We start from the raw sequence: 24,195 nt of genomic DNA, 5'->3' as shown, positions 1-24,195 counted from the left end.
CGCGAAGCGCTGGTGCGAAGGTGGCTCATGCATCCTCTACGGGCCATGCTGGAAACGCTCCGCCAACTCTCGCCTGAGGCCAGTCAAAACATGGCGATCCGGATATGAAAATATGGGGAAACCTCAGACTCTGACCCCTGTTTTCCACCCCTGTTTTCCGAAGTGAACCTGACCCCGTTATCCGCTATAAGCTCCGCACCTTAGGCTTAAAGCTCCCCTGCTCAAGCATCCTTTCGATCTCGCGGATCACGTCCTCAATAGCAACTGCCGAATGCTTTTCCGAGGAACCTGACGTCGACATCGCATCCCTGAAGAATGCTTGCGAGTAACTTCTAATAAACGGATCAGAGTGAAAGTATTTTCCCGAAGCCTGATCTTTCCGCAGGACGGCTCCACGCCCGTCCGTCATCAACGATTCCAAATACCGACCTATGTTATTTACAGGATAGTCAGGCTCAATTCTTGCGATAATCGAGCTGAGTTCGCCAATAGTTGCACCTTCAAGAGGCGCTTCGCATACGGCCCGAAGTACGATCGAATAATTGTCATACTTCCTCACGCGTTCGCGGCGGATCGCACGATCAAAGCGATCCCGTATCGAGTCCGAGGCAGACTCAACAAATTCTCTTACAGCAGACTCGAGACTGGGCTTTCGGATCTCCCTTGGACTTGACTGGGTCACGCCCACCCCAGCAGACAAACATGCACTCAAGCATAGCTGGTGGCAAATCGCTGGAATGCCATTCGAGAACTTCACTATGGACTCTCGAACTGGCTTCTCGAATGTGATGCGCAGCTTCTTGGCGCCCGCTGTGATGATCCCCGAGATCTCCGCGTCGCTCATAAGCGGAACCTCAATCTCGGCAACTCGGTTCCTCATCTCTTGATCGTACGCGACGACTTCACGCGCAGTTCCTACCGCGCCCACCGCTACAGCCTTGATCGCCGGATAGTTACGCGCCGTGTCCATGAACATCTTCATGGCCTGTGCAAGCTTTTCCTTTTCCTCAGGATCAAGCTTATGGAAATCTTCAAGTACCCAACAAGCCTTGGCGGCCCCTACTAGACGGGCAAGATTCTGAACTGTTAGCTGTGGCGGAAGTACACGCTCCGACCTTGCCTCCACCATCGCCATCTTCGCCGCCGACACTTGCGCCCATAGCGTCGAAATCTGCGCATTCCATGAAGCGGACTGCTGCACTGACCCGCCCACAAGCAGAAAGGCGTCGAGTTGATCAAATGCATCAAGCACGACCTGCTCAAATGTCATCCCTTTGACGCATGAGACGGTTATGTGATGTTCGTATACCTCAAAAAGCTTTCGCTCAATGAGCGTGGTTTTCCCCGACCCACTGTGTCCATAAATGATCAACTGCTTCCCAGGAGTGCGGATCGCATCGATTAACCGATCATTCAAAGCTTCGCGCTCAACGAACGCTTCACGTGCCGGCATGGACGGTGTAAAGACGTCGTAAACACTCAGCAGATCTGAAGAATTCAAGTCCACGCTCCTAGCGCTCGGATGGATAAGAACCGCGTCCAACGAAAAGGGGCAAGTCGCGCACGCTTGCCCCCTCTATCCCCACAACGCTTTATGTCACCCGCACTTGCTATACCCGCAATTCAAACAGGTCGCGCACCCATCCATGATCACCAGCGCCTTGGTGCTGCACTTGTGGCACATGGTGGCGCTGGGCGGGAAGCTGGTGCCGTCGCCGGTGACGGCGATGTCTTCGGTGCCGGCGCTCGCGGCGGCCGGCGCCGGGCTCAAGTCACTGTTTTTTTTTGAGCGCTCTTCGAACTGCTTGCGCTTCTCGGCGATCAGCGCGCGCTGGTGGGCGCTCATCTCCGGGTCGACGATCAGGCCGATGGACTTCATGTGCTCTTCGACCACGGCGCCGATCTCGGCCACCAGCGAGGGCATGTAGACGCCGCCGGCCTTGAAGTAGCCGCCGCGCGGGTCGAACACGGCCTTCATCTCCTCCACCAGGAAGGTGACGTCGCCGCCCTTGCGGAACACGGCCGACATGATCCGGGTCAGGCCGACGATCCACTGGAAGTGGTCCATCGACTTGGAGTTGATGAACACCTCGAACGGGCGGCGCAGTTCGTGCTCGGTGCCGGCGTTGAGGACGATGTCGTTGATGGTCACGTACATGGCGTGCTCGACCATCGGCGACTTGATCTTGTAGGTGCTGCCGATCAGGACTTCCGGGCGCTCGATGCGCTCGTGCATGTGGATGATGTTGTCCTTGCCGGCCTCGGTCTCGGCCGTGGCCCGGTCGACCGGGGCGGCGACCACCGGCGGCGCGGCTTCGCGCGCCTTCTCCTCGGCGGTGACCACGGCGTAACCCTTGATTTTCTTGTCGATCTTGACGGCCATCTTGCGTGTCCTGTGTGCGTTGCGTGGAAGCGGCGGGGACGCCGCCGCCGTCCCTCCCCGCGATGGGGAGGGACGTGTTGCGTGGGTGGTGCCTTACTTCTTCGCGGCTTTCTTCGCGGCCTTTTTCGGGGCCGCCTTCTTCGCCGGAGCCTTCCTGGCGACGGCCTTCTTCGGTGCCGCCTTCTTCGGTGCCGCCTTCCTGGCGGCGGCCTTCTTCGCCGGCGCCTTCTTCACCGCCTTCCGCGCCGGAGCCTTCTTCGCGGCAGCCTTCCTGGGAGCGGCCTTCTTGGCGACAGCCTTCTTCGGCGCGACCTTCTTTGGAGCTGTCTTCTTCGCGGTCTTCTTCGCAGCAGCCTTCTTCGCCGGCTTCTTCTTGCCCAGCTTCTTGCGCAGGGCGTCAGCCTCGGCGTTGGCCTTGTCCTTGGCGACGGTCAGCTTCTTCTTCGCCTTGGCCACGGTCTTGGTCACGGCCTTCTTGACCTTGGCGCCTTCCTTCTTGACCGCCTTGGTCGCCTTGGCCGCGGTCTTCTTCGCTGCCTTGGTGGCCTTGGTCGCGGTCTTCTTCGCCGCCTTGGTCGCCTTGGCGACGGACTTCTTCGCCGCCTTCTTCGCCCTGGTCACGGTCTTGCCGGCGCTGGCGACCGCGCCGCTGGCGGTGGCGCTGATCGCATGGCCGACTTCGGCCGCTTTCTCTTTCACGGTATCGGCGGCCTCTGAAAGCGTCGCCGTCACACCATTGCCATTGCTCATGGGGCCCTCCTGCGGGCGCACTCATTTTTCGTGTGGTAACCGGGGACTGCGTTTCCGGGCGCCGTACCGCAGGGACAACGGCCGCGGCGGGCGCCCGGAACAGCGCGCGCCACGGCCTGCAAGCGATCAGAACTTGCCGTAATACCCTTCCTTGAGCGCGTCGAAGAGGTTGGCGGCGGTGTGGGTCTCGCCGTCGTACTCGATCTCCTCGTTGCCCTTGACCTCCAGCACCGAGCCGTCTTCCAGCTCGAAGCGGTAGGTGGTGTTCTCCAGGTCCTTCTCCTTGACCAGCACGCCCTGGAACGCGGCGGGGTTGAAGCGGAAGGTGGTGCAGCCCTTCAGCCCCTGCTCGTAGGCGTAGCGGTAGATGTCCTTGAACTCCTCGTACGGGTAGTCCGTGGGCACGTTGGCGGTCTTGGAGATCGAGCTGTCCACCCACTTCTGCGCGGCGGCCTGCACGTCCACGTGCTCCTTCGGCGAGATGTCGTCGGCGGAGATGAAGTATTCGGGCAGCTGCGCTTCGGCGTTCTCGGCGAACGGCATCGCCTTGGCGTTGACCAGGTGGCGGTAGGCCAGCAGCTCGTAGCTGTAGACGTCCACCTTCTCCTTGGACTTCTTGCCCTCGCGGATCACGTTGCGGCTGTAGTGGTGCGCGAACGATGGCTCGATGCCGTTGGAGGCGTTGTTGGCCAGCGACAGCGAGATGGTGCCGGTGGGCGCGATCGAGCTGTGATGGGTGAAGCGGGCGCCGACCTCGGCCAGTTCGTCGACCAGTTCCGGCGCCACCGAGGCCACGCGTTGCATGTAGCGGCTGTAGCGGGCGTGCAGCACCTTGCCCTCGATCTCCTGGCCCACGCGCCAGCCGTCCTTCGCCATCTCCGGGCGCTTGCGCAGCATCTCGGCGGTGACGGTGAAGCGCTCTTCCATGATCGGGGCCGGGCCCTTCTCCTGGGCCAGGTTCAGCGCCACTTCCCAGCCGGCCACGGCCATGTCGCGGGCGATCTGCTCAGTGAACTCCAGGCTTTCGGCCGAGCCGTACTTCATCTTCAGCATGGTCAGGGTGCTGCCCAGGCCGAGGAAGCCCATGCCGTGGCGGCGCTTGCGCATGATCTCGTCGCGCTGCTGCTGCAACGGCAGGCCGTTCACCTCGACCACGTTGTCGAGCATGCGGGTGAACACGCGCACCACTTCCTTGTATTCCTCCCAGTCGAAGCGCGCCTTGTCGGTGAACGCGTCGCGCACGAAGCCGGTGAGGTTGACCGAGCCGAGCAGGCAGGCGCCGTACGGCGGCAGCGGCTGCTCGCCGCACGGGTTGGTGGCGCGGATCGTCTCGCACCACCAGTTGTTGTTCATCTCGTTGACCTTGTCGATCAGGATGAAGCCCGGCTCGGCGTAGTCGTAGGTGGAGACCATGATCATGTCCCACAGGTGGCGGGCGCGGATGTGCCCGTACACCTTGCAGGCCACCAGGCCGTCGTCGCGGCTGATGTAGCCCTCGTGGGTCGGCCAGTCGCGCCAGACCACCTTTTCCGCGTCGGCCAGGTCGATGTCGCCCTGTTCCTTGGCGCTGACCGGGAACACCAGCGGCCAGTCGCCGTCGTCGGCCACCGCCTTCATGAAACCGTCGGTGATCAGCAGCGACAGGTTGAACTGGCGCAGGCGTCCGTCCTCGCGCTTGGCGCGGATGAAGTCCTTCACGTCCGGGTGCGAGACGTCGAACGTGCCCATCTGCGCGCCGCGGCGGCCGCCGGCCGAGGACACGGTGAAGCACATCTTGTCGTAGATATCCATGAAGGACATCGGGCCAGAGGTGTACGCGCCGGCGCCGGCGACGAACGCGCCGCGCGGGCGCAGGGTGGAGAACTCGTAGCCGATGCCGCAGCCTGCCTTCAGGGTCAGGCCGGCCTCGTGGACCTTGTCCAGGATCCCGTCCATCGAGTCGGTGATGGTGCCCGAGACGGTGCAGTTGATCGTGCTGGTGGCCGGCTTGTGCTCCAGCGCGCCAGCGTTGGAGGTGATGCGGCCGGCCGGGATCGCGCCACGGCGCAGCGCCCACAGGAAGCGCTCGTACCAGTAGGCCTTCTTCTCGTCGGTCTGCTCGGCGTCGGCCAGGGCGCGGGCCACGCGCTGGTAGGTGCCGTCGATGTCGGCGTCCAGCGGCACGCCCTGCTTGGTCTTCAGCCGGTACTTCTTGTCCCAGATGTCCTGGGAGGCCGGCTGCAGCGGGATTTCCCCGTTGTTCTTGCTGTTGTCCTGGACCACTTCGAGGCGCACCGTGCTCATGCTGTTGGATTCTCCTTGCCGCACCTGGTTTTTGCTGTTCCGGGGCTGGCGGTGACGGGGACGGCAAGCCGACGGGTCGCGCCAGGGCGCGCCGCTCGCCGGTCAGTCGGTAATGGTTGCGCGGCGTGGAGCGCCGCTTTCGACCGTGTTTTCCTGCCTCATCCGCTCGCCCCCCCGGCGATTCGGCCGCGTGATGCGCATTCAGCTTCGAAACCGCTGAAAACCCCATCACTTGGGCTTTGGAATTTGCCGGACCGCTATATCTAGTGGCCCGACAGGCCGTCAAGCTACCCCCCACCCGGGGGACTGTCAACCGCTTGACGGGGGCGCGAACCACGCTGGCGCCGGGGGTGGCGCGCCGTGCCCGGGGAGTTCCGGGCGGGGCAGCTGCGAGGCTACGGCGCAGGGCGTTAACGGCGGGCGCAGGCGGCGTCGGAGGGGAGGCCCGCTGCGCGCGGCGTCGCCGGTGTCCCGGGCGCGCTGCGGCAGGCGCGCCGGCTTGCAGCGCGCGATCCCCGGCTTCAGCATCGATTGAACGACGCCCGCCGAAACTGAACGGGATTGCCGCGACCCACGATGCCGAAGCCGATGAAGCGTTCGACCCGGACCCTGTTCGCCCTGACTGCCGCCGCCGCGTTCGGCGGCTTCGCCGCCACCGCCGTGAACGAGGTGCTGGAAAACCGCGCCGAAGCCGCCACCGCGGCGCCGGCGCCGGCGCCCGCCCCGCTGCCGCCGCCACTGGCCACCGCCGCCAGCCTGCCGGCGTCGGTCGACGGCCAGGCCATGCCTTCGCTGGCGCCGATGCTGCAGCGGGTGATGCCGGCGGTGGTCAGCGTCCACACCCGGCAGCGGGTCGCGGTGCGCAATCCGTTCTTCGACGATCCGTTCTTCCGTCGCCTGTTCCCGCAGGTGCCGCAGGAGCGGATCAACGAGTCGCTGGGTTCGGGCGTGATCATCGATGCCCAGCGCGGCTACGTGCTCACCAACCACCACGTGATCGAAGGCGCCGACGACGTCGCGGTGACGCTGGCCGACGGGCGCACGCTCAAGGCCGAGTTCCTCGGCTCGGACGCGGACACCGACGTGGCCCTGATCCGGATCCCGGCCGAGAACCTGGCTGGCCTGCCGCTGGGCGACAGCGGCCGGCTGCAGGTGGGCGACTACGTGGTCGCGATCGGCAACCCGTTCGGGCTGAGCCAGACGGTGACCTCGGGCATCGTTTCGGCGGTGGGCCGCAGCGGCATCCGCGGGCTGGGCTTCCAGAACTTCATCCAGACCGACGCCTCGATCAACCCGGGCAACTCCGGCGGCGCGCTGGTCAACCTGCGCGGCGAGCTGGTCGGGATCAACACCGCCTCGCTCAATCCGCGCGGCAGCGCGGCCGGCAACATCGGCCTGGGCCTGGCGATCCCCTCCAACCTGGCCCGCGACGTGGTCCACCAGCTGGTGACCACAGGCGAGGTCCGGCGCGGCACCCTGGGCCTGGACGCGCAGCCGCTGGACGCGCGCCTGGCGCGCGGCCTGGGCCTGGCCGAAAACCAGCTCGGCGCATTGGTGACCCGGGTCCATGCCGGTTCCGGCGCCGATGCCGCCGGGCTCAAGCCGGGCGACGTGGTGGTGGAGGCCGGCGGCCAGCGCATCACCGACGCGCTGGCGCTGCACAACTTCGAAGGCCTGCAGCCGGTGGGCGCGAAGGTGCCGCTGCGGGTGCTGCGCGACGGCAAGACCGTGGACCTCAGCGCGACCCTGAAGGAGCAGCCGCGCAGCGTCGACGGCGCCACGGTCGATCCGCGCCTGGCCGGCGCGCGCCTGGCCGAGCTGCCCGAGGCGCAGCGCCAGGCCCGCGGCCGCGGCGTGCTGGTGGAAGAGGTGGCGGCCAACAGCCGCGCCGCACAGAGCGGCCTGCGCCGCGGCGACGTGATCGTGGCCGGTTCGGCCGGTACGTTCGACGACCTGGCCAGTTTCCGCGCCGGCCTGGCCACGCCGCCGCAGCAGTTGGTGCTGCGCATCGTCCGCGGTAACGTGCAGGGCACGCTGGTGATGCAGTAGTCCCGTAACGGGTCCTACACCCGGCCCGTGTTTCCATGGCCGCGTCGCGTCATGACGACGTCGCCCCTTCGCACGCCCAGGAGAGCACGATGAGCCCGACTTCCACCGACAACATGAAGGACAACCTGGCCGAAGCCGGTTCGCACCTGAAGGCCGCCGCCGGCGCCGCCGGCGAGGCGATCCGCGGCGCGACCAGTGCCGCCGGCGACGAACTGCGGCTGGGCCGCGCCAACGTCAAGGCCGAACTGGCCGACAGCGCGCTGTCGGGCCTGGCCGCCGCCGAACTGGGCGGCGACGCGGCGCGCGAGCAGATGGACGCGCTGATGGACAAGGGCCGCGACCTGATCGACAGCGCCGCCGAGCTGATCCGCGAGCGGCCGCTGGCTTCCTTCGGCGTGGCCTTCGCCGCTGGCTGGCTGGTTGCTGCGCTGAGCCGTCGCGACCGCTGACGGCGGATCGCCGTCATGGCCGAAGGGGAGCGCCAGGAAGGCGGCGCCGGCGACGCCGGCACGCCGCCGCTGGACGAGAGCATCCGCGCGATCGGCGATTCCGGCCGCGCTTCGCTGGGTGCGACGGTCGATGCGCTGCGCGCGCTGCGCGGGCTGGTATCGGCCGACCTGGCGCTGGCGCGCAGCGCGCTGGGCCGGGCCCTGGCCTGGACCGGGGTGGCGGTGGTGTTCGGCGCCACCGGCTGGCTGCTGGCCACGGCCGCCGGGGTGGCCCTGCTGCAGGGCCTGGGCATGTCGTGGCTGGGTTCGCTCAGCATCGCGGCGCTGTTCAACCTGGCCATCACCGGCCTGGCGGCGTGGCGCACGGCGCACTTCTTCGACTACATGGGCCTGCACGCCACCCGGCGCCAGCTGAGCCGGCTGGGGTTGTTCGACGAGCATGGCGACGAGCCGGATGACGGCCGCGGCGGCGATGACGGGCAGGATGGCGGGCATCCGCGTGCCGATGGCGACGCTGCGCCCGGTGCGCCGGCGCCAGTGACCGGCGGCAGCGCTTCCGCCACGGAGCCGCAACGATGAGGTTCGAAGTACTGCGGCAGCGGGTGGCGCGCGCCGAGCGGCGCGTGGCCGCGTGCAGCGACCGCGCCGAGGACAGCCGTCGCGATTTCGGCGCAGCCTGGAAGCGCGGCTGGTCGCCGGCGCGGATCGTGGTCGCCGGCTTCCTGTCCGGGTTCCTGATCGGCCGCGCCGAACCGCTGTCCAAGGTCGGCGGCGCACGCTGGCTGCAGATGCTGGGCACCATTTCCAGCATGGTCGCCTCGCTGCGCGCGGCGGCGGCCTCCGAAGAAGCGGGAGCCTCGGCCGACGTGGCCGCCGAGCAGGCCGCTTCGGCCAACCTCAACGTGGCCGGCGCCACCGGGCAGGCGCCGCCGGTGCCGGTCGATGCGGCGGCCGCGGACACGCCCGATGCCGCCGCCTCGGCCGGTGACGGCGCCCGCACCACGGCGGCGACCCTGGTGCTGGCCACGCTGGCGGTCGGCGCCACGCTCTGGGCCGCGCAGGAGGTGATCCTGCCGGTACTGCTGGCGGCATTCTTCGCCCTCATCGGCAACCCGCTGATCCGCGGCTTGCGGCGGCTGTACGTGCCGCGCTTCCTGGCCGCGCTGCTGGTGCTGTGCGCGGGCCTGGCCGGCACCGGCGCGCTGGCGGTGCAGCTGGTGGAGCCGGCCACGGCCTGGGCCGAGCAGGCGCCGCGCGAAGCACGCAAGCTGGGCCGCCAGTTGCGCGAACTGGCGCGGCCGGTGCACGAGGCCAACCGCATCGCCGAGGACATGGCCCGCGCGGCCGCCGGCGAAGGCAGCCGCAAGGTCGAGGTGGTGCGCACGCGGGTCGACGATCCCTATGCGGCGCTGACGAAGACGCCGCGGCTGGCGGCGTCGGTGCTGGCGGTGGTGCTGCTGACGTTCTTCTTCATGGTCTACGGCGAGAACCTGCAGCGCAACGCGATCGCGCTGCTGCCCGGGCGCCAGCAGAAGAAGTTCACGGTGGAGATCCTGCAGTCGATCGAGCACGAGGTGTCGCGCTACGTGCTGACCATCAGCGTGATCAACGCGGTGGTGGGGCTGGCGTTCGCCGGGATCCTGTACCTGCTGGAATTTCCGCTGCCGGAAGCGCTGCTGTGGGGCACGCTGGTGATGCTGCTCAACTACGCGCCCTACGTGGGGCCGCTGATCGGCATGTGCGCGATGCTGCTGGTGGGTTTCGTGGCCTTCGACGACACCTGGGATTCGCTGTTGCCGGCGCTGCTGTACCTGCTGCTGCACACGGTCGAGGGCCAGCTGGTGACGCCGATCGTGCTGGGCCGGCGGATGGCGCTGTCGCCGCTGGTGCTGATCCTGGCGCTGATGTTGTTCGGCTGGCTGTGGGGCCTGGTCGGCCTGCTGCTGGCGGTGCCGCTGCTGGTCTGCGTGAAACTGGTGCTGGCGCAGGTCGAAGGCATGCAGGGCTGGGCGCGGCTGCTGGAGTGATCCCCCGTCCGGTGGCTCTTCTGTAGGAGCCCACTTCAGGGGGCGACCCGAGGCGGCCAGGAGACGCGGCGTTCAACGCACCCTCTCCGGAAGCGGCGCGTTGAGCGCGGTGCCTTCCAGCGCTTTCGGGTCGCCCCCTGAAGTGGGCTCCTACAGGGAGCAGGCGCCCCCGGCGCCGGCCGGGGGCCTACAATGGCCCGGTGAGCTTCGCCGTCCGCGCCATCACCCTCGACCTCGACGACACTTTGTGGCCGTTCGCGCCGATCGGCGCGCGCATCGACCAGGTGCTGCACGACTGGATGCTCGAGCACAGCCCGGCCACCGCAGCCATGTTTCCGGTGGCGGCGATGCGCGAACTGCGCGAGCGCTCCTTCCGCGACCACCCGCATCTGCACCACGACCTGTCCGCGCTGCGCCGGCTGACCCTGCGCGAGGCGCTGGAGCGCAGCGGCGCCAGCCTGGACCTGCTCGAGCCGGCGTACGAGGCGTTCTACGCCGCGCGCAACCAGGTCGAGTACTACCCCGACGCCCTCGACGGCCTGCTGCGGATCGCCGCGCACGTGCCGGTGGCGGCGCTGAGCAACGGCAACGCCGACCTGCAGCGGGTGGGCATCGCCCGGCACTTCGCCTTCCAGCTCGGCGCGCGCGAACACGGCGCGGCCAAGCCCGACGCGAGCATCTTCCTGGCCGCGTGCGAGCGCCTTGGCTGCGCGCCGGGCCTGGTGCTGCACGTGGGCGACCACGTCGAGATGGACGTGGCCGGCGCCGCGCGCGCCGGCCTGCGCAGCTGCTGGCTCAACCGCGAAGGCCACGACTGGCGGCACGAGGACATCGTGCCCGACCTGCAGTTCACCACTCTCACCGCGCTGGCCGACTGGCTGGACGCGCACGCCCACGCATACGCCGACGATCCTGTCCGGGAACACGCCCAATGAACCACCAGGCCTGCTACGCCGATTCCGCCACCCCCGCCCTGCCGCTGCACCTGCTCGACCGCGACGGCTACGGTGCCTGGCGCGCCACCCAGCCGGCGGCGGTGACCGCCTGGCTGGATGCGCAGGATTTCCAGCCCGTGCCCGGCTGCGTGGCGTTGCTGCCCGGCGACGACGGCATCGCCGCCGCGGTGCTCGGGGTGGGCGACCGCCTGGATCCGTGCAGCTATGCGCACGCGCCGGCCGCGCTGCCGCCGGGGGCGTGGACGCCGGCCGCGGAACTGCCCGCGGCCGAGCTGGCCGCGCTGCAGCTGGGCTGGGGCCTGGGCGGCTACCGCTTCGACCGCTACAAGGCCGCGCCGCGCGCACCGGCGCGGCTGCGCCTGCCGCAACTGGACGAGGAAGCGCTGGAACTGCTGCAGGCCACCGCGCGCGTGCGCGACTGGGTCAACACGCCCACCCAGGATATGGGCCCGGACCAGCTGGAGGTGATCGCGCGCGAGCTGGCCTCCGCGCATGGCGCGCACGTCGAAGTGGTCGCCGGCGACTCGCTGCTGGCGCACAACTTCCCGGCGATCCACGCCGTCGGCCGCGCCTCGCACCGCGCGCCGCGGCTGATCGAGCTGCGCTGGGGCGACGTTTCGCACCCGCACCTGGTGCTGGTCGGCAAGGGCGTGTGCTTCGACACCGGCGGCCTGGACATCAAGCCGGCCGACGGCATGCGCAACATGAAGAAGGACATGGGCGGCGCGGCGCATGCTCTGGCGCTGGCCGGGCTGGTGATGGCGCGCCGGTTGCCGGTGCGGCTGACCCTGCTGGTGCCGGCGGTGGAGAACGCGATCGGCCCCGATGCGTTCCGCCCGGGCGAGGTGGTCGCCCCCGCGCCGGCGTGAGCGTGGAGATCGACAACACCGACGCCGAAGGCCGGGTGATCCTGTGCGACGCGCTCACCTACGCCGGCGAGCAGAAGCCGGCGCTGATCGTGGATTTCGCCACCCTCACCGGCGCGGCGCGGATCGCGCTGGGGCCGGCCCTGCCGGCGCTGTTCGCCAACGACGACGCGCTGGCGGCCGGGTGGATCGCCAGTGGCGAGCAGACGCGCGACCCGGTGTGGCGCATGCCGCTGTGGCGCCCGTACCTGCGCTACCTGACCAGCCACGTCGCCGACCTGGCCAATGCCGGCTCGCGCATGGCCGGCGCGGTGCCCGCGGCGCTGTACCTGGAGCGCTTCGTTCCCGGCGGCACGCCGTGGGCGCACCTGGACACCTATGCCTGGAACGACAGCAGCCGCCCCGGCCGCCCCGCCGGCGGCGAAGCGCTGGGCCTGCGTTCGGCGTGGGCGCTGCTGAAGGCGCGCTACGGCGGGTGAAGTGCGCGGCTAGAGCCAGCCCTTCTGCCGCGCCAGCCGCGCGGCCTCGATGCGGTTGCCGACGCCGAGCTTGCCGATCGCTTCGGACAGGTAGTTGCGCACCGTGCCCTGGGAGAGGTTGAGCTGGGTGGCGATCTCCGACGAGGAGCGGCCTTCGCCGGCCAGGCGCAGGACCTGGCGCTCGCGCTCGTTGAGCGGGTCGGCTTCGCCCCAGGCTTCCACCGCCAGTTCCGGGTCGATCGCGCGGCCGCCGTGGCGGACCTTGCGCAGCGCTTCGGCCAGGCGCTCGGCCGGGGCGTCCTTGAGCAGGTAGCCGGACACGCCGGCGTCGAGCGCACGACGCAGGAAGCCGGCGCGGGCGAAGGTGGTGACGATCAGCACCTTCACCGGGAGTTCGTGGCGCTGGATGCGCTGGGCCAGCTCCAGCCCGGTCAGGCCGGGCATCTCGATGTCGGTGACCAGGATATCCGGATGCAGGCGCTGCACTTCGCGCCAGGCGGCCTCGCCGTCGGCGACCGCGCCGACCACCTCGATGTCCGCTTCCATGCCCAGCAGCGCGGCCAGCGCGCCGCGCACCATCGCCTGGTCTTCGGCCAGCAGGACGCGGATCATCGGCGGCGGCGACGGCATGGCAGGCGCATGCGGCGACGGTAGCAAATGCGACGGCTGTTGCGCGCTCCCGTGCGCCCCCTCGTTGCACGTTCCCGCTGCGTGCTCCTTGTAGGAGCCCACTTCAGGGGGCGACCCGACGCGGTCGGAGAGCAGGCACGCTCAACGCAACGGATCCGGAGAGGCCGCGTTGAATGCGGTGTCGATCCGACGCCACCAGGTCGCCCCCTGAAGTGGGCTCCTACAGTTCGGGGACGGGGGCTTCGGCGGGGGACCAGTGCGGCAGGTCGGCGCGCAGGCGGGTGCCGTGGCGCGGGGCCGGTTCGATGCACAGGTCGCCGCCCAGTGCCTGCAGGCGTTCGCGCATGCCGCCCAGGCCGTTGCCGGGGCGGATCGCGCCGCCGCGGCCGTCGTCCTCGACCTGCAGCCGCCAGCGCTGCGCGTCGCGTTCCAGCGATACCCGCACGTGGCTGGCGCGCGCGTGCCGGTGGATGTTGGTCACCGCCTCGCGCAGGCACAGCGCCAGCACCGTTTCCTGCGCCGGCGGCAGTTCGCCTGCATCGACCTCGACCGACAGCGATACGCCCTCGCCTTCCAGCAGCACCTTCGCCGCCGCCAGCTCGGCCGCCAGCCCGGCGGCGCGGATGCCGGTGACGGCACGCCGCACCTGCGCCAGCGCTTCGCGCGCGACCTGGCCCAGTTCGCCGATCTCGCGCTGCGCCGCGCCCGGATCGCTCTGCAGCAGGCGCCCGGCGAGGTCGGCCTTGAGCGCGACCAGCGACAGGGTATGGCCGAGCAGGTCGTGCAGGTCGCGGCCGATGCGCTCGCGTTCGGCGGTGGCGGCCAGCCGCCGCACTTCGTCCTGCGACAGGCGCAGCGCGGCATCCTTGCGGTGGCGCTGGCGTTCCAGGTGCACCACCAGCCCCACCACCAGCGTGGTGACCGGCAACCACACCAGCGCCGACCACGGATAGCCGAGCCAGCGCGCGTACCCGACCAGCACCACGTTGGCCAGCAGCAGCACCGCCGCGTAGCGCCAGCCGGTGCGCCAGTGGTGCGCGCCGAGCATCACGCAGCCGAACACGAAATAGCTCATGCCGCCCGGGTACCAGGGCAGCAGCGCCAGGCACAGCAGCATCATGCCCAGCGCGCAGGCGGCGATGCGCCGCGGCGGCAGCACCAGGGTGCCGACGTACAGGGCGATGAACAGCGGATAGGACACCGCCGTCAGCACCAGCCACAGCGCGTCGTAGCCCTGCCCGGTGAACATCGGGGTCACGAACACCCACATCGTCCACAACAGGTGGATGTACTCGGCCCAGGGCGGCAGCCCGCGGCGCTGGCTCTGCATCAGCAGCGAATCGGGGGCCGGCCTGATCCAGCCGGGCAGGAACCTGCGGGACTGCGACACGCTCATGGGAAACCGCTCAGGATGTCGCCAGCCGGCGACGGGCCAGGAACAGGAACAGCACGCTCACGCCCAGCAGCACCGCCACCTGCGGCCACGGCATGCCGCCGTCGCCGAAGCCCACCTGCGCCTGCGCGATCCGCGCCAGATGGTACGACGGCCACAGCGGCGCCACCGTCTTCAGCGCCGCCGGTAGCATCGCCAGCGGGATGAACAGCCCGGACAGGAACGCCATCGGCAGGTAGACCAGGTTGATCAGCGCCGGCGCACCGCGGCCGCCGACCAGGGTGCCCAGCCACAGCCCCAGCGCGCTGAACGGCAGCACGCCCAGCAGGCAGGTCGCGGCCAGCCCCAGCCACTGCACCGGCGCCAGGCGCACGCCGGCCACGGCTGCGCCGAGCACCGCCAGCAGCACGACCACGATCGCGCCGAACAGCATCGCCATCGCCACCTTGGCCAGCAGGTAGGCGCCGGGCGGCATCGGCTGGGCGCGCTTGAGCAGCAGCAACCCCTGCTCGCGGTCCAGCGCCACGGTCACGCCGAAGCCGAACAGGGCCACGCCCATGATCCCGAACACGCTGTAGCCGGCCAGCAGGTAGCGTGCCGCCTCCGGATCGCGGTTGCCGCCGAATATCTCGCCGAACAGCAGGTAGAACAGCGGCGGGAACAGCAGCACCGGCAGCGAGAACGAAGGCGAACGCCACAGCCGCAGGAATTCGTAGCGCGCTTCCTGCAGGTAGGCTTTCCACGGCGTCGCATCGGTGGCGACGGTGGCGGCAGCGGCATGGGCGTCCATCAGGCGGCCTCCTCTTCGATGTGCATGCGATTGGCGGGGTTTTCCGTGGCCTGCGCGGAGGCACCGGTCAGGGCGAGGAAGGCGTCGGCCAGGCCGGCGCGGCGCACGTCCAGTTCCGACAGCTGCGGATCCTCGGCCAGCAGCCTGCGCACCACCGGCTCGGCGCGTGCGGCGATCACCTCCAGGCGGCCATCGGCGCCGCTGCGCGCCTCCTGCACGCCCGGCCACGCGGCGACCGTCGACGGCGCCAGCGACGAGACGCAGCCGATCCGCCGCTGCGCCACCCGCGCGCGCATTTCCTCGACGCTGCCCTGCGCCAGCAGGCGGCCGTGGCCGATCACCATCACCCGGTCGGCCAGCGCCTCGGCTTCCTCCAGGTAATGGGTGGTCAGCAGCACGCCGCAGCCCTGCGCGGCCAGGGTGCGGATCGTGCGCCACAGGGCCTGGCGCGCATCGATGTCCAGGCCGGTGGTCGGCTCGTCGAGGAACAGCAGCCGCGGCCGCCCGCACAGCGCCATCGCGAACTGTACGCGCCGCTGCTGGCCGCCGGAGAGCTGGCCATAGCGGCGATGCCGCACGTCCTCCAGCCCGGCCAGGGCGAGGCATTCGTCGAGCGCGCGCGGTTGCGGGTAATAGCTGCGCGCCAGTTCGACCAGCTCGCACACCTTCAGCGTGTCGGGGACGCCCGCGGTCTGCAGCATCACCCCGGCCAGGCGCCGCGCCTGCAGCGACTGCGGTGGCAGGCCGAACAGTTCGGCGCGGCCGGCATCGGGCCGCTGCAGCCCCAGCAGCAGGCCGATGGCGGTGGTCTTGCCGGCGCCGTTGGGGCCGAGCAGGGCCAGCACCTGGCCGGCGTGGAGTTCCAGGTCCAGGCCTTCCAGCGCGCGGGTCTTGCCGTAGCACTTGCCGGCCTGGTGCAGTCGCGCCAGCGGCGCGCGGGTGGTGGTGTCCATGGCATTGCCTGCATGCATCGTGTTGACGCCAGTGTCCGCGGCGCGTGCAGGCCGCGGCAGTCGCCATCTGCATGCAAAGCGCATGACAGCTGTCACTACGTCGCTGCCGCCGCGGCCGGCAGCATGCCTTCCACCCATCACCCGCCTGCGGCGACGTCCCGCCACGCGGGGTACGGGTAAAAGAAGTGACTTCCGGCAACTGGCCGCCGTGTACGCTTGCCACCGACACTGACCGCAAACCCCCCAGGGAACTTGATGAACGCCTCCGCCGAACTGCTGAAGGAACTGAAGCTCGAGCGCAACCGGACGCCATCCACCCCGCCGCCGTCGCCGCGCGGCCGGTGGATCGGCCTCGCCGTGGCCGCGGCCGTGGTGCTGGCCGCCGTGGCCGCATGGCTGCTGCTGGGCGGCGAGAAGGCGCCGGAAGTGCGCACCGCGCCGGTGGTGGCGATCGGCACGGACGGCGGCGCCAGCGCTTCGGTGCTCGATGCCAGCGGCTATGTCGTGGCGCGGCGCATGGCCACCGTCTCGGCCAAGGTCACCGGCCGGGTCAAGGAAGTGCTGATCGAGGAAGGCATGCGGGTGGAGGAAGGCCAGGTGCTGGCGCGGCTGGACCCGATCGATGCCGACGCGCAGCGCGTCCTGGCCGCCTCGCAGGTGTCGGCCGCGCGCAGCCAGGCCGACAGCGTACGTGCGCAGCTGGTCGATGCCGAGGCCAATGCGAACCGGCTGTCGCAGCTGGTCGGCCAGCAGCTGGTCTCGCGCGCCCAGTACGACCAGGCCATCGCCCAGCGCGACGCGCTGCGCGCGCAGCTGGTCACCGCCCAGCGCAACGCTCAGGTGGCCGGCGACTCGCTGCGCATCGCCGAGCAGGGCGTGGACAACACCGTGGTCCGCGCGCCGTTCTCCGGGATCGTCACCGCCAAGGCCGCGCAGCCCGGCGAGATCGTCTCGCCGCTGGCCACCGGCGGCTTCACCCGCACCGGCATCGGCACCATCGTCGACATGGAGTCGCTGGAAGTGGAAGTGGAGGTCGGCGAGTCCTACATCGGCCGGGTGCAGCCGAAGATGCCGGTGGAGACCGTGCTCAACGCCTATCCCGACTGGCGCATCCCCGGCGAGGTGATCGCGATCATCCCGGCCGCCGACCGTGGCAAGGCCACGGTCAAGGTGCGGGTGGCGCTGAAGCAGAAGGACGCGCGCATAGTGCCGGACATGGGCGTGCGGGTGAGCTTCCTCGAGTCCGCTCCGGAACCCGGCGAGGCGGAGAAGCCGCAGGGCGTGCGCGTGCCGGCCGCGGCGATCGTGCAGCGCGACGGCGCCGACGTGGCCTTCGTGCTCGGCAGCGAAGACGCGGTCGAGCAGCGCACGGTCAAGCCCGGGATCGCGATGGGCCAGGACCGCCAGGTGCTGTCCGGGCTGAAGGCCGGCGAGACCGTGGTGCTGGACGCACCGGAAACGCTGGCCGACGGCGACCGCGTGCGGATGGCCGACAGCGGTACGGACTGAGAACACCGTCGTCGCGGCGAAAGCCGGGACGACGGGAAGGCAGGCGGAACCTGCTCCACATAACCACAGCCTCCGCCTGGCGCGCAGGCCCCGACGAGGAACAGAAGATGACGACCCTGGTCACCCTCCGCGACATCACCAAGACCTACCAGCGCGGCCCCGAGCAGGTGCAGGTGCTGCACGGCATCGACCTGGAGATCCCGAAGGGCGACTTCGTCGCGCTGATGGGCCCGTCCGGGTCGGGCAAGACCACCCTGCTCAACCTGATCGGCGGCCTGGACACGCCCAGCGGCGGCGAGATCGAGATCGAGGGCGAGCGCATCGACCGGCTCTCGGCCGGGCAGCTGTCGACCTGGCGCAGCCACAACGTCGGCTTCGTGTTCCAGTTCTACAACCTGATGCCGATGCTGACCGCGCAGAAGAACGTCGAGCTGCCGCTGCTGCTGACGAAGCTGGGTGCGGCCGACCGCGCGCGCCGCGCGCAGATCGCGCTGACCCTGGTCGGCCTGGCCGACCGCCGCAGCCACCGCCCCAATGAACTGTCCGGCGGCCAGCAGCAGCGCGTGGCGATCGCCCGCGCGATCGTCTCCGACCCGACCTTCCTGATCTGCGACGAACCCACCGGCGACCTCGACCGGCATTCGGCCGAAGAGATCCTGGACCTGCTGCGGATGCTCAACCGCGAGCACGGCAAGACCATCATCATGGTCACCCACGATCCGAAGGCGGCCGAATACGCGACCCACACCATCCACCTGGACAAGGGCGAACTGGCCGACGCGCCGGCCGCGCACTGAGCGGAGGACACCGCGATGAAATACTTCTCGCTTGTCTGGGCGCAGCTGTTCCGCAGCAAGACCCGGACCCTGCTGACCCTGCTGTCGGTGGTCACCGCGTTCCTGCTGTTCGGCATGCTCGACTCGGTGCGCGTGGCGTTCAATTCCGGCGGCAGCGTCGATGGCGCCAACCGCCTGGTCACCACCTCGCGGCTGTCGATCACCCAGAGCCTGCCGATCCGCCTGGAGCAGCAGATCCGCACCGTGCCCGGGGTCGCCGACGTGACCTCCGCGATGTGGTTCGGCGGCATCTACCAGGATCCGAAGAACTTCTTCCCCAGCTTCTCGGTCGCGCCGAACTACTTCGACGTGTACTCCAACCTGGAGCTGCCGCCGGAGCAGCTGCGCGCCTTCCAGGACACCCGCACCGGCGCGGTGGTCGGCGAATCGCTGGCCAGGGAGTTCGGCTGGAAGATCGGCGACACCATCCCGATGCAGGCCACGATCTTCCCGCGCCAGGGCAGCAACGACTGGCCGCTGCAGCTGGTCGGCATCTTCCGTTCGAAGGACCGCGCCGCCGCCGCCGGCGAGGAGCGCCAGCTGGTGATGAACTGGAAGTACTTCGACGAGGCCAACGACTACATCAAGGGCCAGGTCAGCTGGTTCACGGTGACCCTGGACAACCCGGCGCATGCCTCGCGCGTGGCCCAGGCCATCGACGCACTGTCGCTGAACTCCGACCGCGAGACCAAGAGCCAGACCGAGTCGGCGTTCCAGCAGTCCTTCGCCAAGCAGTTCGCCGACATCGGCCTGATCGTCACCTCGATCATGGGCGCGGTGTTCTTCACCCTGCTGCTGCTGACCGGCAACACCATGGCCCAGGCGGTGCGCGAGCGCATTCCCGAGCTGGCGATCCTGAAAACGCTGGGTTTCAAGGACGGCACCGTGCTGTGGCTGGTGCTGGTGGAATCGGTGCTGCTGGTCGGGCTCGGCGGAATCATCGGCATGGGCCTGGCGATGGTGATCCTGCCCGGGCTGGCCAGCCGCGCCCAGGGCCTGCTGCCGCCGACCATCCCGCTGCAGACCTGGATCGTGGGGCTGGTGCTGATCGTGCTGATCGGCCTGGTGGTGGGCGTGCTGCCGGCGCTGCGCGCCCGGCGGCTGAAGATCGTCGACGCGCTGGCCGGACGCTGAGGAGACCCGATCATGAAGAAGCAATGGCTGTGGAACCTGCTCACGATCGTGCTGCTCGTCGTGGGCCTGGCCGCGTGGATCATGCTGCCGTGGCAGGGCGTGCTCGCCGCGGCGGTACTGCTGGCGCTGTGGCTGCTGCTCACCCGCAGCGGCCGGCTGGCACTGGCCGCCACCGGCATCGGCATCGCCAGCCTGCCGCAGCGCTGGGGTGCGTCGTCGGTGATCGTGGTCGGCATCGCCGGCGTGGTCGCGGTGCTGGTGGCGATGCTGTCGATGGGCCGCGGCTTCCAGGCCACGGTCGGCGGCACCGGCGACGAGACCACCGCAATCGTGCTGCGCGGCGGTTCGCAGGCCGAGACCAACTCGGTGATCATGCGCGACCAGGTGCCGCTGGTTTCCAGCCTGCCGGGCATCGCCCGCGGCGCCGACGGTCGGCCGCTGGTCTCGCCGGAACTGTCGCAGGTGGTCAACCTGGTCTCGCGCGAGGACGGCACCGACGTCAACGCCCAGTTCCGCGGCGTCGACGACGCCGGATGGCAGGTGCACGACAAGGTGAAGATCGTCGAGGGCCGCAAGTACGGCAGCGGCCTGCGCGAAATAGTGGTTGGCCAGGGAGCGCAGAAGCAGTTCCGCGACCTGGACGTGGGCAGCACGCTCACCCTGGGCAACCAGGAATGGAAGGTGGTCGGCAAGTTCGCCTCCGGCGACGTCCACGATTCGGAGATCTGGACCGATGCGCAGACCCTGGCAACCACCTACAACCGCGGCGCCTGGCAGCTGGTGAGCGTGCGCACCGAAGGCAAGGCCGGCTTCGAGCAGTTCAAGGCGGCGATGGCGGCCGACCCGCGGCTCAAGCTCGACGTCGAAACCACGAAAGCCTACTACGCCAAGCAGAGCGGCCAGCTCAACCAGCTGCTGACCATCCTGGGCACGGTGATCGGCGCGATCATGGCCGTGGGCGCGGTGTTCGGCGCGCTCAACACCATGTACGCGGCGGTGGCCGGGCGGGCGCGCGAGATCGCGACCATGCGCGCCATTGGCTTCCGCGGACTGCCGGTGGTGGTCGCGGTGATGCTGGAGACGATGCTGCTGGCGCTGCTCGGCGGACTGCTCGGCGGGCTACTGGCCTGGCTGGTGTTCAACGGCTACAGCGCCTCGACCATGGGCAGCAACTTCAGCGCGGTGGTGTTCCAGTTCAAGGTGACACCCGAGCTGCTGTGGTCCGGATTGAAGTGGGCACTGGGGATCGGACTCGTCGGCGGCCTGTTCCCGGCGCTGCGCGCGGCGCGGCTGCCGATCACCACCGCCCTGCGCGCGCTCTGACCGCCAGCTGCAGCCCCGCGCGCGCCCTGTCGGCGCGACGCGCGTGGCCCATGGCGCCGGCTCCCGATGAATGGAACCGGCGCTGTCATCACACTGTCACCGGTTTGCGGTAGAAGGCACGGCCGCCAGGGACTACGGTAGGCCGCCGTCGTCCGATGCGACCGCCATGTCCGCTGTTCCCGTTCCCGTCACGGCCCGGCCGCGAGGCTTGGCCGTGCGGCTGTTGCTGCTGGCCTGCGCCTGCCTGCTGCTGGCCGGCTTCACCCACTCCCGCACCCGCGGCCTGGCCGACCCGGCCGGTGCACTCGGCGCGCGCCTGGTCGCGCCCGGTGGCGTCTCACCGCTGCTGCCTTCCGCGAAGATCGAAGCCCTGCTGGCGACGATCCCCACCCGCAGCGGCCAGGTGACCACGCCCGACGGCGTGTCGGTGTTCTGGCGCGCACTGGACCCGGGCGACTACCGCATGCACTACGACTGGCTGGGCCGGCACGGCAGCCAGCGCCAGCGCATGGACTACGCGCTCTCGCTGCAGGCACCGGCGCGTGCGCTGACGCCACGCGGCACCGTGGTCCTGCTGCACGGCTGGATGATGGATGGTGGTTCGCTGCTGCCCTGGTCGGTGGAGCTGGCCGAGCGCGGCTACCGCACCATCACCGTCGACCTGCGCAACCATGGCCGTTCCGGCACCGGCCCGTCCGGCTACGGCACCCGCGAGGCCGGCGACGTGGTCGCGGTGCTGCGCCAGCTGCAGGCGCAAGGCGAAGTGACCGGCCCGCTGCATGTGCTGGGTGTGTCCTACGGCGCGGCGACCGCGATCTTCACCGCACGCGAGCTCGGCGCGCAGGCCGGACATGCGCGCATCGGCAATGCGCACGCCGGCAGCGGGCACACCGTTGGCCCGCACGCCGCCGACCTGCAGCTCGGCGGCGTCGTCGCCATGGAGTCGTTCGACAACGCCGGCCGCGCGATCCGCGACATGGTCCCGCACATGCTGCAGCGCGAACCCGACAGCCTCGGCGAATGGGCCTCGCACCAGTGGCTGCGCTGGCGCTTCGACGAACACACCCTGGATGCGGCGATCGCCGAGGCCGACCGCCAGCTGGCGCTGGACCTGGACCGGGTCGACGTCGGTGTCGCGCTGGCGCAGGCGCCTGCCTGCGTGCTGCTGATCCACGGCCGCGACGACGCCCACGTGCCGGTCGCACACGGCCGCGCCCTGGCCGCCTCCGCACCACGCGCCCGCTACCTGGAGCTGCCCGGCGAAGACCACCTGAGCCTGCCGATGCGCCTGGACCGGCTGGGCCCGACAGTGCTGGACTGGTTCGAGCGCACCCCCACCAGCAATGGTGGCGCCTGCCCGCAACCATTACCCCTGGGCCGCTTCTGAGTCAGTGAACTCAGGCACGGGATAAGCGGCATGTTTTTCCCGACAAACGGACAGGAGACACCTCTCCCTTTTGCATCATCCGTAGGAAGTGGCCCTATCCCAGGCGCATCGTGAGCACATGAGTCATGAAAAATATCGAGCGGAAACAACTATCCGGAAAGCTGCTCAACAAGCTTTGGAATGTAGGCGCGAGACACGCGCTCTATCACCGCGAGGGAACTTGGTACAACAACCTCAACCGTTTCCCTGGCGCACTATTCGACCCCAATGGATATGTGATCTTCCCGACAGAGGATTCCTACAGGAACTCTCCGCACGTCAAGGTGACTCAAGAGACCAACGTGCGCAGTGGTATCTCACTGATGCCGACATACGAGAGGTTTGCGAAGTGAAACCATTCCATCTGCGCACTTTCCGGACTTTGGGCTCTTCTCCGGATTGCAAAATCCAGGAGCGAAATTAGAAGGCGTAGGGTTGCGTCGGCTTCGGAAGGGGCCGTCGTTCTGCCGCACTGGGGGTCGTCGCTCACGTCGGCGTCCCTGCCCAGTTCGCGAGCGCGGCACATCCCTGTGCCGCTCGACCCCCAATGCGACAGAACGACGTCCTCTCGCGGCGTTGCGGTCATGGCTTCGTTCGTCCGATCGACCCGTGCGGCTCTTGTAGAGCGGGGCTTGCCCCGCTGCTTTGCAGGGCATCCGTGGTACGGGAATCGAATTGGTAGAGGTGGCGGCGAAGAGCAGCGGGGCAAGCCCCGCTCTACAAAAGCGCAACACATGGCCGCGTCCCCGACCGCAGGGCAATAGAAGCCACGCCATCAAAGATCGCGACAGGACGCCGTACCTTGGGTATATGGCCCAAGTGACACATGGATGTGCCACGGCCCTTCGTAAAGACAGGATGTCGTCCCGAAGGGTGGGCCATATACCCAAGGTGCGGCGGCCCCCACCGGAGCCTACGCTTTGAAGGCTTCCAGACGCAGCGCCCCCCGCCGGAGACGACGCTCCTGCTGCGATATACGACCCCGCCGGAGACGACGCCCCTGCCTTCCGGACTTCCTGCAGTCGACGAAGAACCAGTTCTCAGCCCACCGCGCGCCCGCTCGCAGCCGGCGCCCTGCGGCGGCTGCGCCACAGCCCTTCGCCGGCATAGATCGCCAGCCCCAGCCAGATCGCGCCGAAACCCAGCGCGCGCGAGGCATCGAATGGTTCGCGGAAGAACCACACCCCCAGCAGCAACTGCAGCGTCGGCGCGATGTACTGCAGCAGCCCGACAACGCTCAGCGGGATCCGCCGCACGCCATAGGCGAAACCGATCAGCGGCACCGCCGTGACCGCGCCGCCGAACACCAGCAGCAGCCCAATGCCCAGGCCCCAGTCGCCGGTGAAACCGCCGCCGTGGCCCAGCTCGGCCCACAGCACGTAGCCCAGCGCCGGCAGGAACAGGTACAGGCTCTCCAGCCCCAGCCCTGCCACCGGATCGACCGCCACCAGCTTGCGCACCAGCCCGTACAGCCCGAACGAACCGGCCAGCCCCAGCGCGATCCACGGCGGCGAGCCTGCGCTCCAGGTCAGCCAGGCCACGCCCGCCGCCGCGCACCCCACCGCGATCCACTGCAGCCGGCGCAGCCGCTCGTGCAGCACCAGCACGCCCAGGACCACGTTGACCAGCGGGTTGATGAAGTAGCCCAGGCTGGTCTCGACCACGTGGCCGGCGTTCACCGCCCAGATGTACAGGCCCCAGTTGAACGCGAGCAGCACGCTGCTCAGCGCCAGCGCCGGAAGCGCGCGCGGCTGCGAGGCCAGCCTGCGCAGCCAGCCCAGGCCATCGCGCAGCAGCAGCCAGCCGACCACCAGCAGCGCGCTCCACACCACCCGGTGGGCCATGATCTGGAACGACGGCACCAGCTTGAGCAGGTGCCAGTACACCGGCACCACGCCCCAGATCGCGAACGTGCCGGCGGTGCCCGCCAGCCCGCGCCGGTCGATGCCCGCCTGGATG

At 69.3% G+C, this 24,195-nt stretch carries 20 protein-coding genes and 1 pseudogene; 12 read left to right on the top strand and 9 right to left on the bottom strand.

The features are described from left to right. Positions 1-184: 184 nt before the first annotated feature. The 4 genes from CSC64_RS03910 to CSC64_RS03895 form a co-directional block, all read right to left on the bottom strand. Complete coding sequence (locus tag CSC64_RS03910) at positions 185-1,501, bottom strand: AAA family ATPase (protein ID WP_162434013.1); 1,317 nt, start codon at positions 1,499-1,501, stop codon at positions 185-187. A 96-nt stretch (positions 1,502-1,597) separates the two neighbouring features. Beyond that, positions 1,598-2,383, bottom strand: coding sequence for a TSCPD domain-containing protein (locus CSC64_RS03905; RefSeq protein WP_162434012.1), 786 nt, complete (start codon positions 2,381-2,383; stop codon positions 1,598-1,600). Positions 2,384-2,476: 93 nt separating this feature from the next. Beyond that, positions 2,477-3,133: a hypothetical protein gene (locus CSC64_RS03900; RefSeq protein ID WP_162434011.1), complete on the bottom strand. Its 657-nt coding sequence runs from the start codon at positions 3,131-3,133 to the stop codon at positions 2,477-2,479. A gap of 126 nt (positions 3,134-3,259) precedes the next feature. Then, the gene (locus CSC64_RS03895; RefSeq protein WP_162434010.1) at positions 3,260-5,416 is read right to left on the bottom strand and encodes an adenosylcobalamin-dependent ribonucleoside-diphosphate reductase; all 2,157 of its coding nucleotides are present in this window, start codon (positions 5,414-5,416) and stop codon (positions 3,260-3,262) included. A gap of 588 nt (positions 5,417-6,004) precedes the next feature. Between CSC64_RS03895 and CSC64_RS03890 the strand changes: the two genes are divergently transcribed. The 6 genes and pseudogenes from CSC64_RS03890 to CSC64_RS03865 all read left to right on the top strand — a co-directional run bounded on the left by CSC64_RS03890 (position 6,005) and on the right by CSC64_RS03865 (position 12,242). Continuing rightward, positions 6,005-7,465 (top strand): Do family serine endopeptidase, encoded by a 1,461-nt coding sequence (locus tag CSC64_RS03890; RefSeq protein WP_162434009.1) that lies wholly within the window; start codon positions 6,005-6,007, stop codon positions 7,463-7,465. 89 nt (positions 7,466-7,554) lie between these two features. Further along, positions 7,555-7,914: a hypothetical protein gene (locus CSC64_RS03885; protein WP_162434008.1), complete on the top strand. Its 360-nt coding sequence runs from the start codon at positions 7,555-7,557 to the stop codon at positions 7,912-7,914. Positions 7,915-7,929: 15 nt separating this feature from the next. Next, positions 7,930-8,493, top strand: coding sequence for a phage holin family protein (locus CSC64_RS03880; RefSeq protein ID WP_238389748.1), 564 nt, complete (start codon positions 7,930-7,932; stop codon positions 8,491-8,493). 323 nt (positions 8,494-8,816) lie between these two features. Then, positions 8,817-9,941 (top strand): AI-2E family transporter, encoded by a 1,125-nt coding sequence (locus CSC64_RS03875; protein WP_425501666.1) that lies wholly within the window; start codon positions 8,817-8,819, stop codon positions 9,939-9,941. A 200-nt stretch (positions 9,942-10,141) separates the two neighbouring features. After that, positions 10,142-10,876, top strand: a complete 735-nt coding sequence (locus tag CSC64_RS03870) for an HAD family hydrolase (RefSeq protein WP_162434007.1) — start codon at positions 10,142-10,144, stop codon at positions 10,874-10,876. After that, positions 10,873-12,242, top strand: a pseudogene (locus CSC64_RS03865) (leucyl aminopeptidase family protein). The gene CSC64_RS03870 and the pseudogene CSC64_RS03865 overlap by 4 nt, the downstream one beginning before the upstream one ends. Before the next feature lie 9 nt (positions 12,243-12,251). Here the strand turns inward: CSC64_RS03865 and CSC64_RS03860 are convergent. The 4 genes from CSC64_RS03860 to CSC64_RS03845 all read right to left on the bottom strand — a co-directional run bounded on the left by CSC64_RS03860 (position 12,252) and on the right by CSC64_RS03845 (position 16,008). Beyond that, a complete protein-coding gene (locus CSC64_RS03860) occupies positions 12,252-12,854 on the bottom strand; it encodes a response regulator transcription factor (protein WP_162434006.1) in 603 nt (200 codons plus the stop codon). 238 nt (positions 12,855-13,092) lie between these two features. Continuing rightward, positions 13,093-14,268 (bottom strand): sensor histidine kinase, encoded by a 1,176-nt coding sequence (locus CSC64_RS03855; RefSeq protein ID WP_162434005.1) that lies wholly within the window; start codon positions 14,266-14,268, stop codon positions 13,093-13,095. A gap of 10 nt (positions 14,269-14,278) precedes the next feature. Beyond that, the gene (locus tag CSC64_RS03850) at positions 14,279-15,055 is read right to left on the bottom strand and encodes an ABC transporter permease (protein ID WP_162434004.1); all 777 of its coding nucleotides are present in this window, start codon (positions 15,053-15,055) and stop codon (positions 14,279-14,281) included. Then, entirely contained in the window at positions 15,055-16,008 is a 954-nt protein-coding gene (locus CSC64_RS03845) for an ABC transporter ATP-binding protein (protein WP_162434003.1), read from the bottom strand. Before CSC64_RS03845 ends, CSC64_RS03850 begins: the two co-directional genes overlap by 1 nt. Positions 16,009-16,263: 255 nt before the next feature. Here CSC64_RS03845 and CSC64_RS03840 point away from each other — a divergent pair, with 255 nt between their 5' ends. The 6 genes from CSC64_RS03840 (at position 16,264) to CSC64_RS03815 (ending at position 22,589) form a co-directional block, all read left to right on the top strand. After that, positions 16,264-17,517: an efflux RND transporter periplasmic adaptor subunit gene (locus CSC64_RS03840; RefSeq protein ID WP_162434002.1), complete on the top strand. Its 1,254-nt coding sequence runs from the start codon at positions 16,264-16,266 to the stop codon at positions 17,515-17,517. Positions 17,518-17,624: 107 nt separating this feature from the next. Then, a complete protein-coding gene (locus tag CSC64_RS03835) occupies positions 17,625-18,314 on the top strand; it encodes an ABC transporter ATP-binding protein (protein ID WP_162434001.1) in 690 nt (229 codons plus the stop codon). A 15-nt stretch (positions 18,315-18,329) separates the two neighbouring features. Then, positions 18,330-19,487 carry an ABC transporter permease gene (locus CSC64_RS03830; RefSeq protein WP_162434000.1) on the top strand — a complete coding sequence of 386 codons (1,158 nt, stop codon included), beginning with the start codon at positions 18,330-18,332 and terminating at the stop codon, positions 19,485-19,487. Between the two features lie 12 nt (positions 19,488-19,499). Then, positions 19,500-20,810, top strand: a complete 1,311-nt coding sequence (locus CSC64_RS03825; RefSeq protein WP_162433999.1) for an ABC transporter permease — start codon at positions 19,500-19,502, stop codon at positions 20,808-20,810. A gap of 208 nt (positions 20,811-21,018) precedes the next feature. Beyond that, positions 21,019-22,197 carry an alpha/beta fold hydrolase gene (locus tag CSC64_RS03820; protein ID WP_425501662.1) on the top strand — a complete coding sequence of 393 codons (1,179 nt, stop codon included), beginning with the start codon at positions 21,019-21,021 and terminating at the stop codon, positions 22,195-22,197. A gap of 125 nt (positions 22,198-22,322) precedes the next feature. Further along, entirely contained in the window at positions 22,323-22,589 is a 267-nt protein-coding gene (locus tag CSC64_RS03815) for a hypothetical protein (protein WP_162433997.1), read from the top strand. A gap of 687 nt (positions 22,590-23,276) precedes the next feature. Here CSC64_RS03815 and rarD read toward each other — a convergent pair. Then, a complete protein-coding gene (gene rarD / locus CSC64_RS03810; RefSeq protein ID WP_425501665.1) occupies positions 23,277-24,194 on the bottom strand; it encodes an EamA family transporter RarD in 918 nt (305 codons plus the stop codon). Between the last annotated feature and the right edge of the window lies 1 nt (position 24,195).

Source organism: Pseudoxanthomonas koreensis, assembly GCF_010093225.1.
Classification (GTDB): domain Bacteria; phylum Pseudomonadota; class Gammaproteobacteria; order Xanthomonadales; family Xanthomonadaceae; genus Pseudoxanthomonas; species Pseudoxanthomonas koreensis.
The sequence above is the reverse complement of the archived record's forward strand: the minus strand, read 5'-3'. Positions and strand labels throughout refer to the sequence as shown.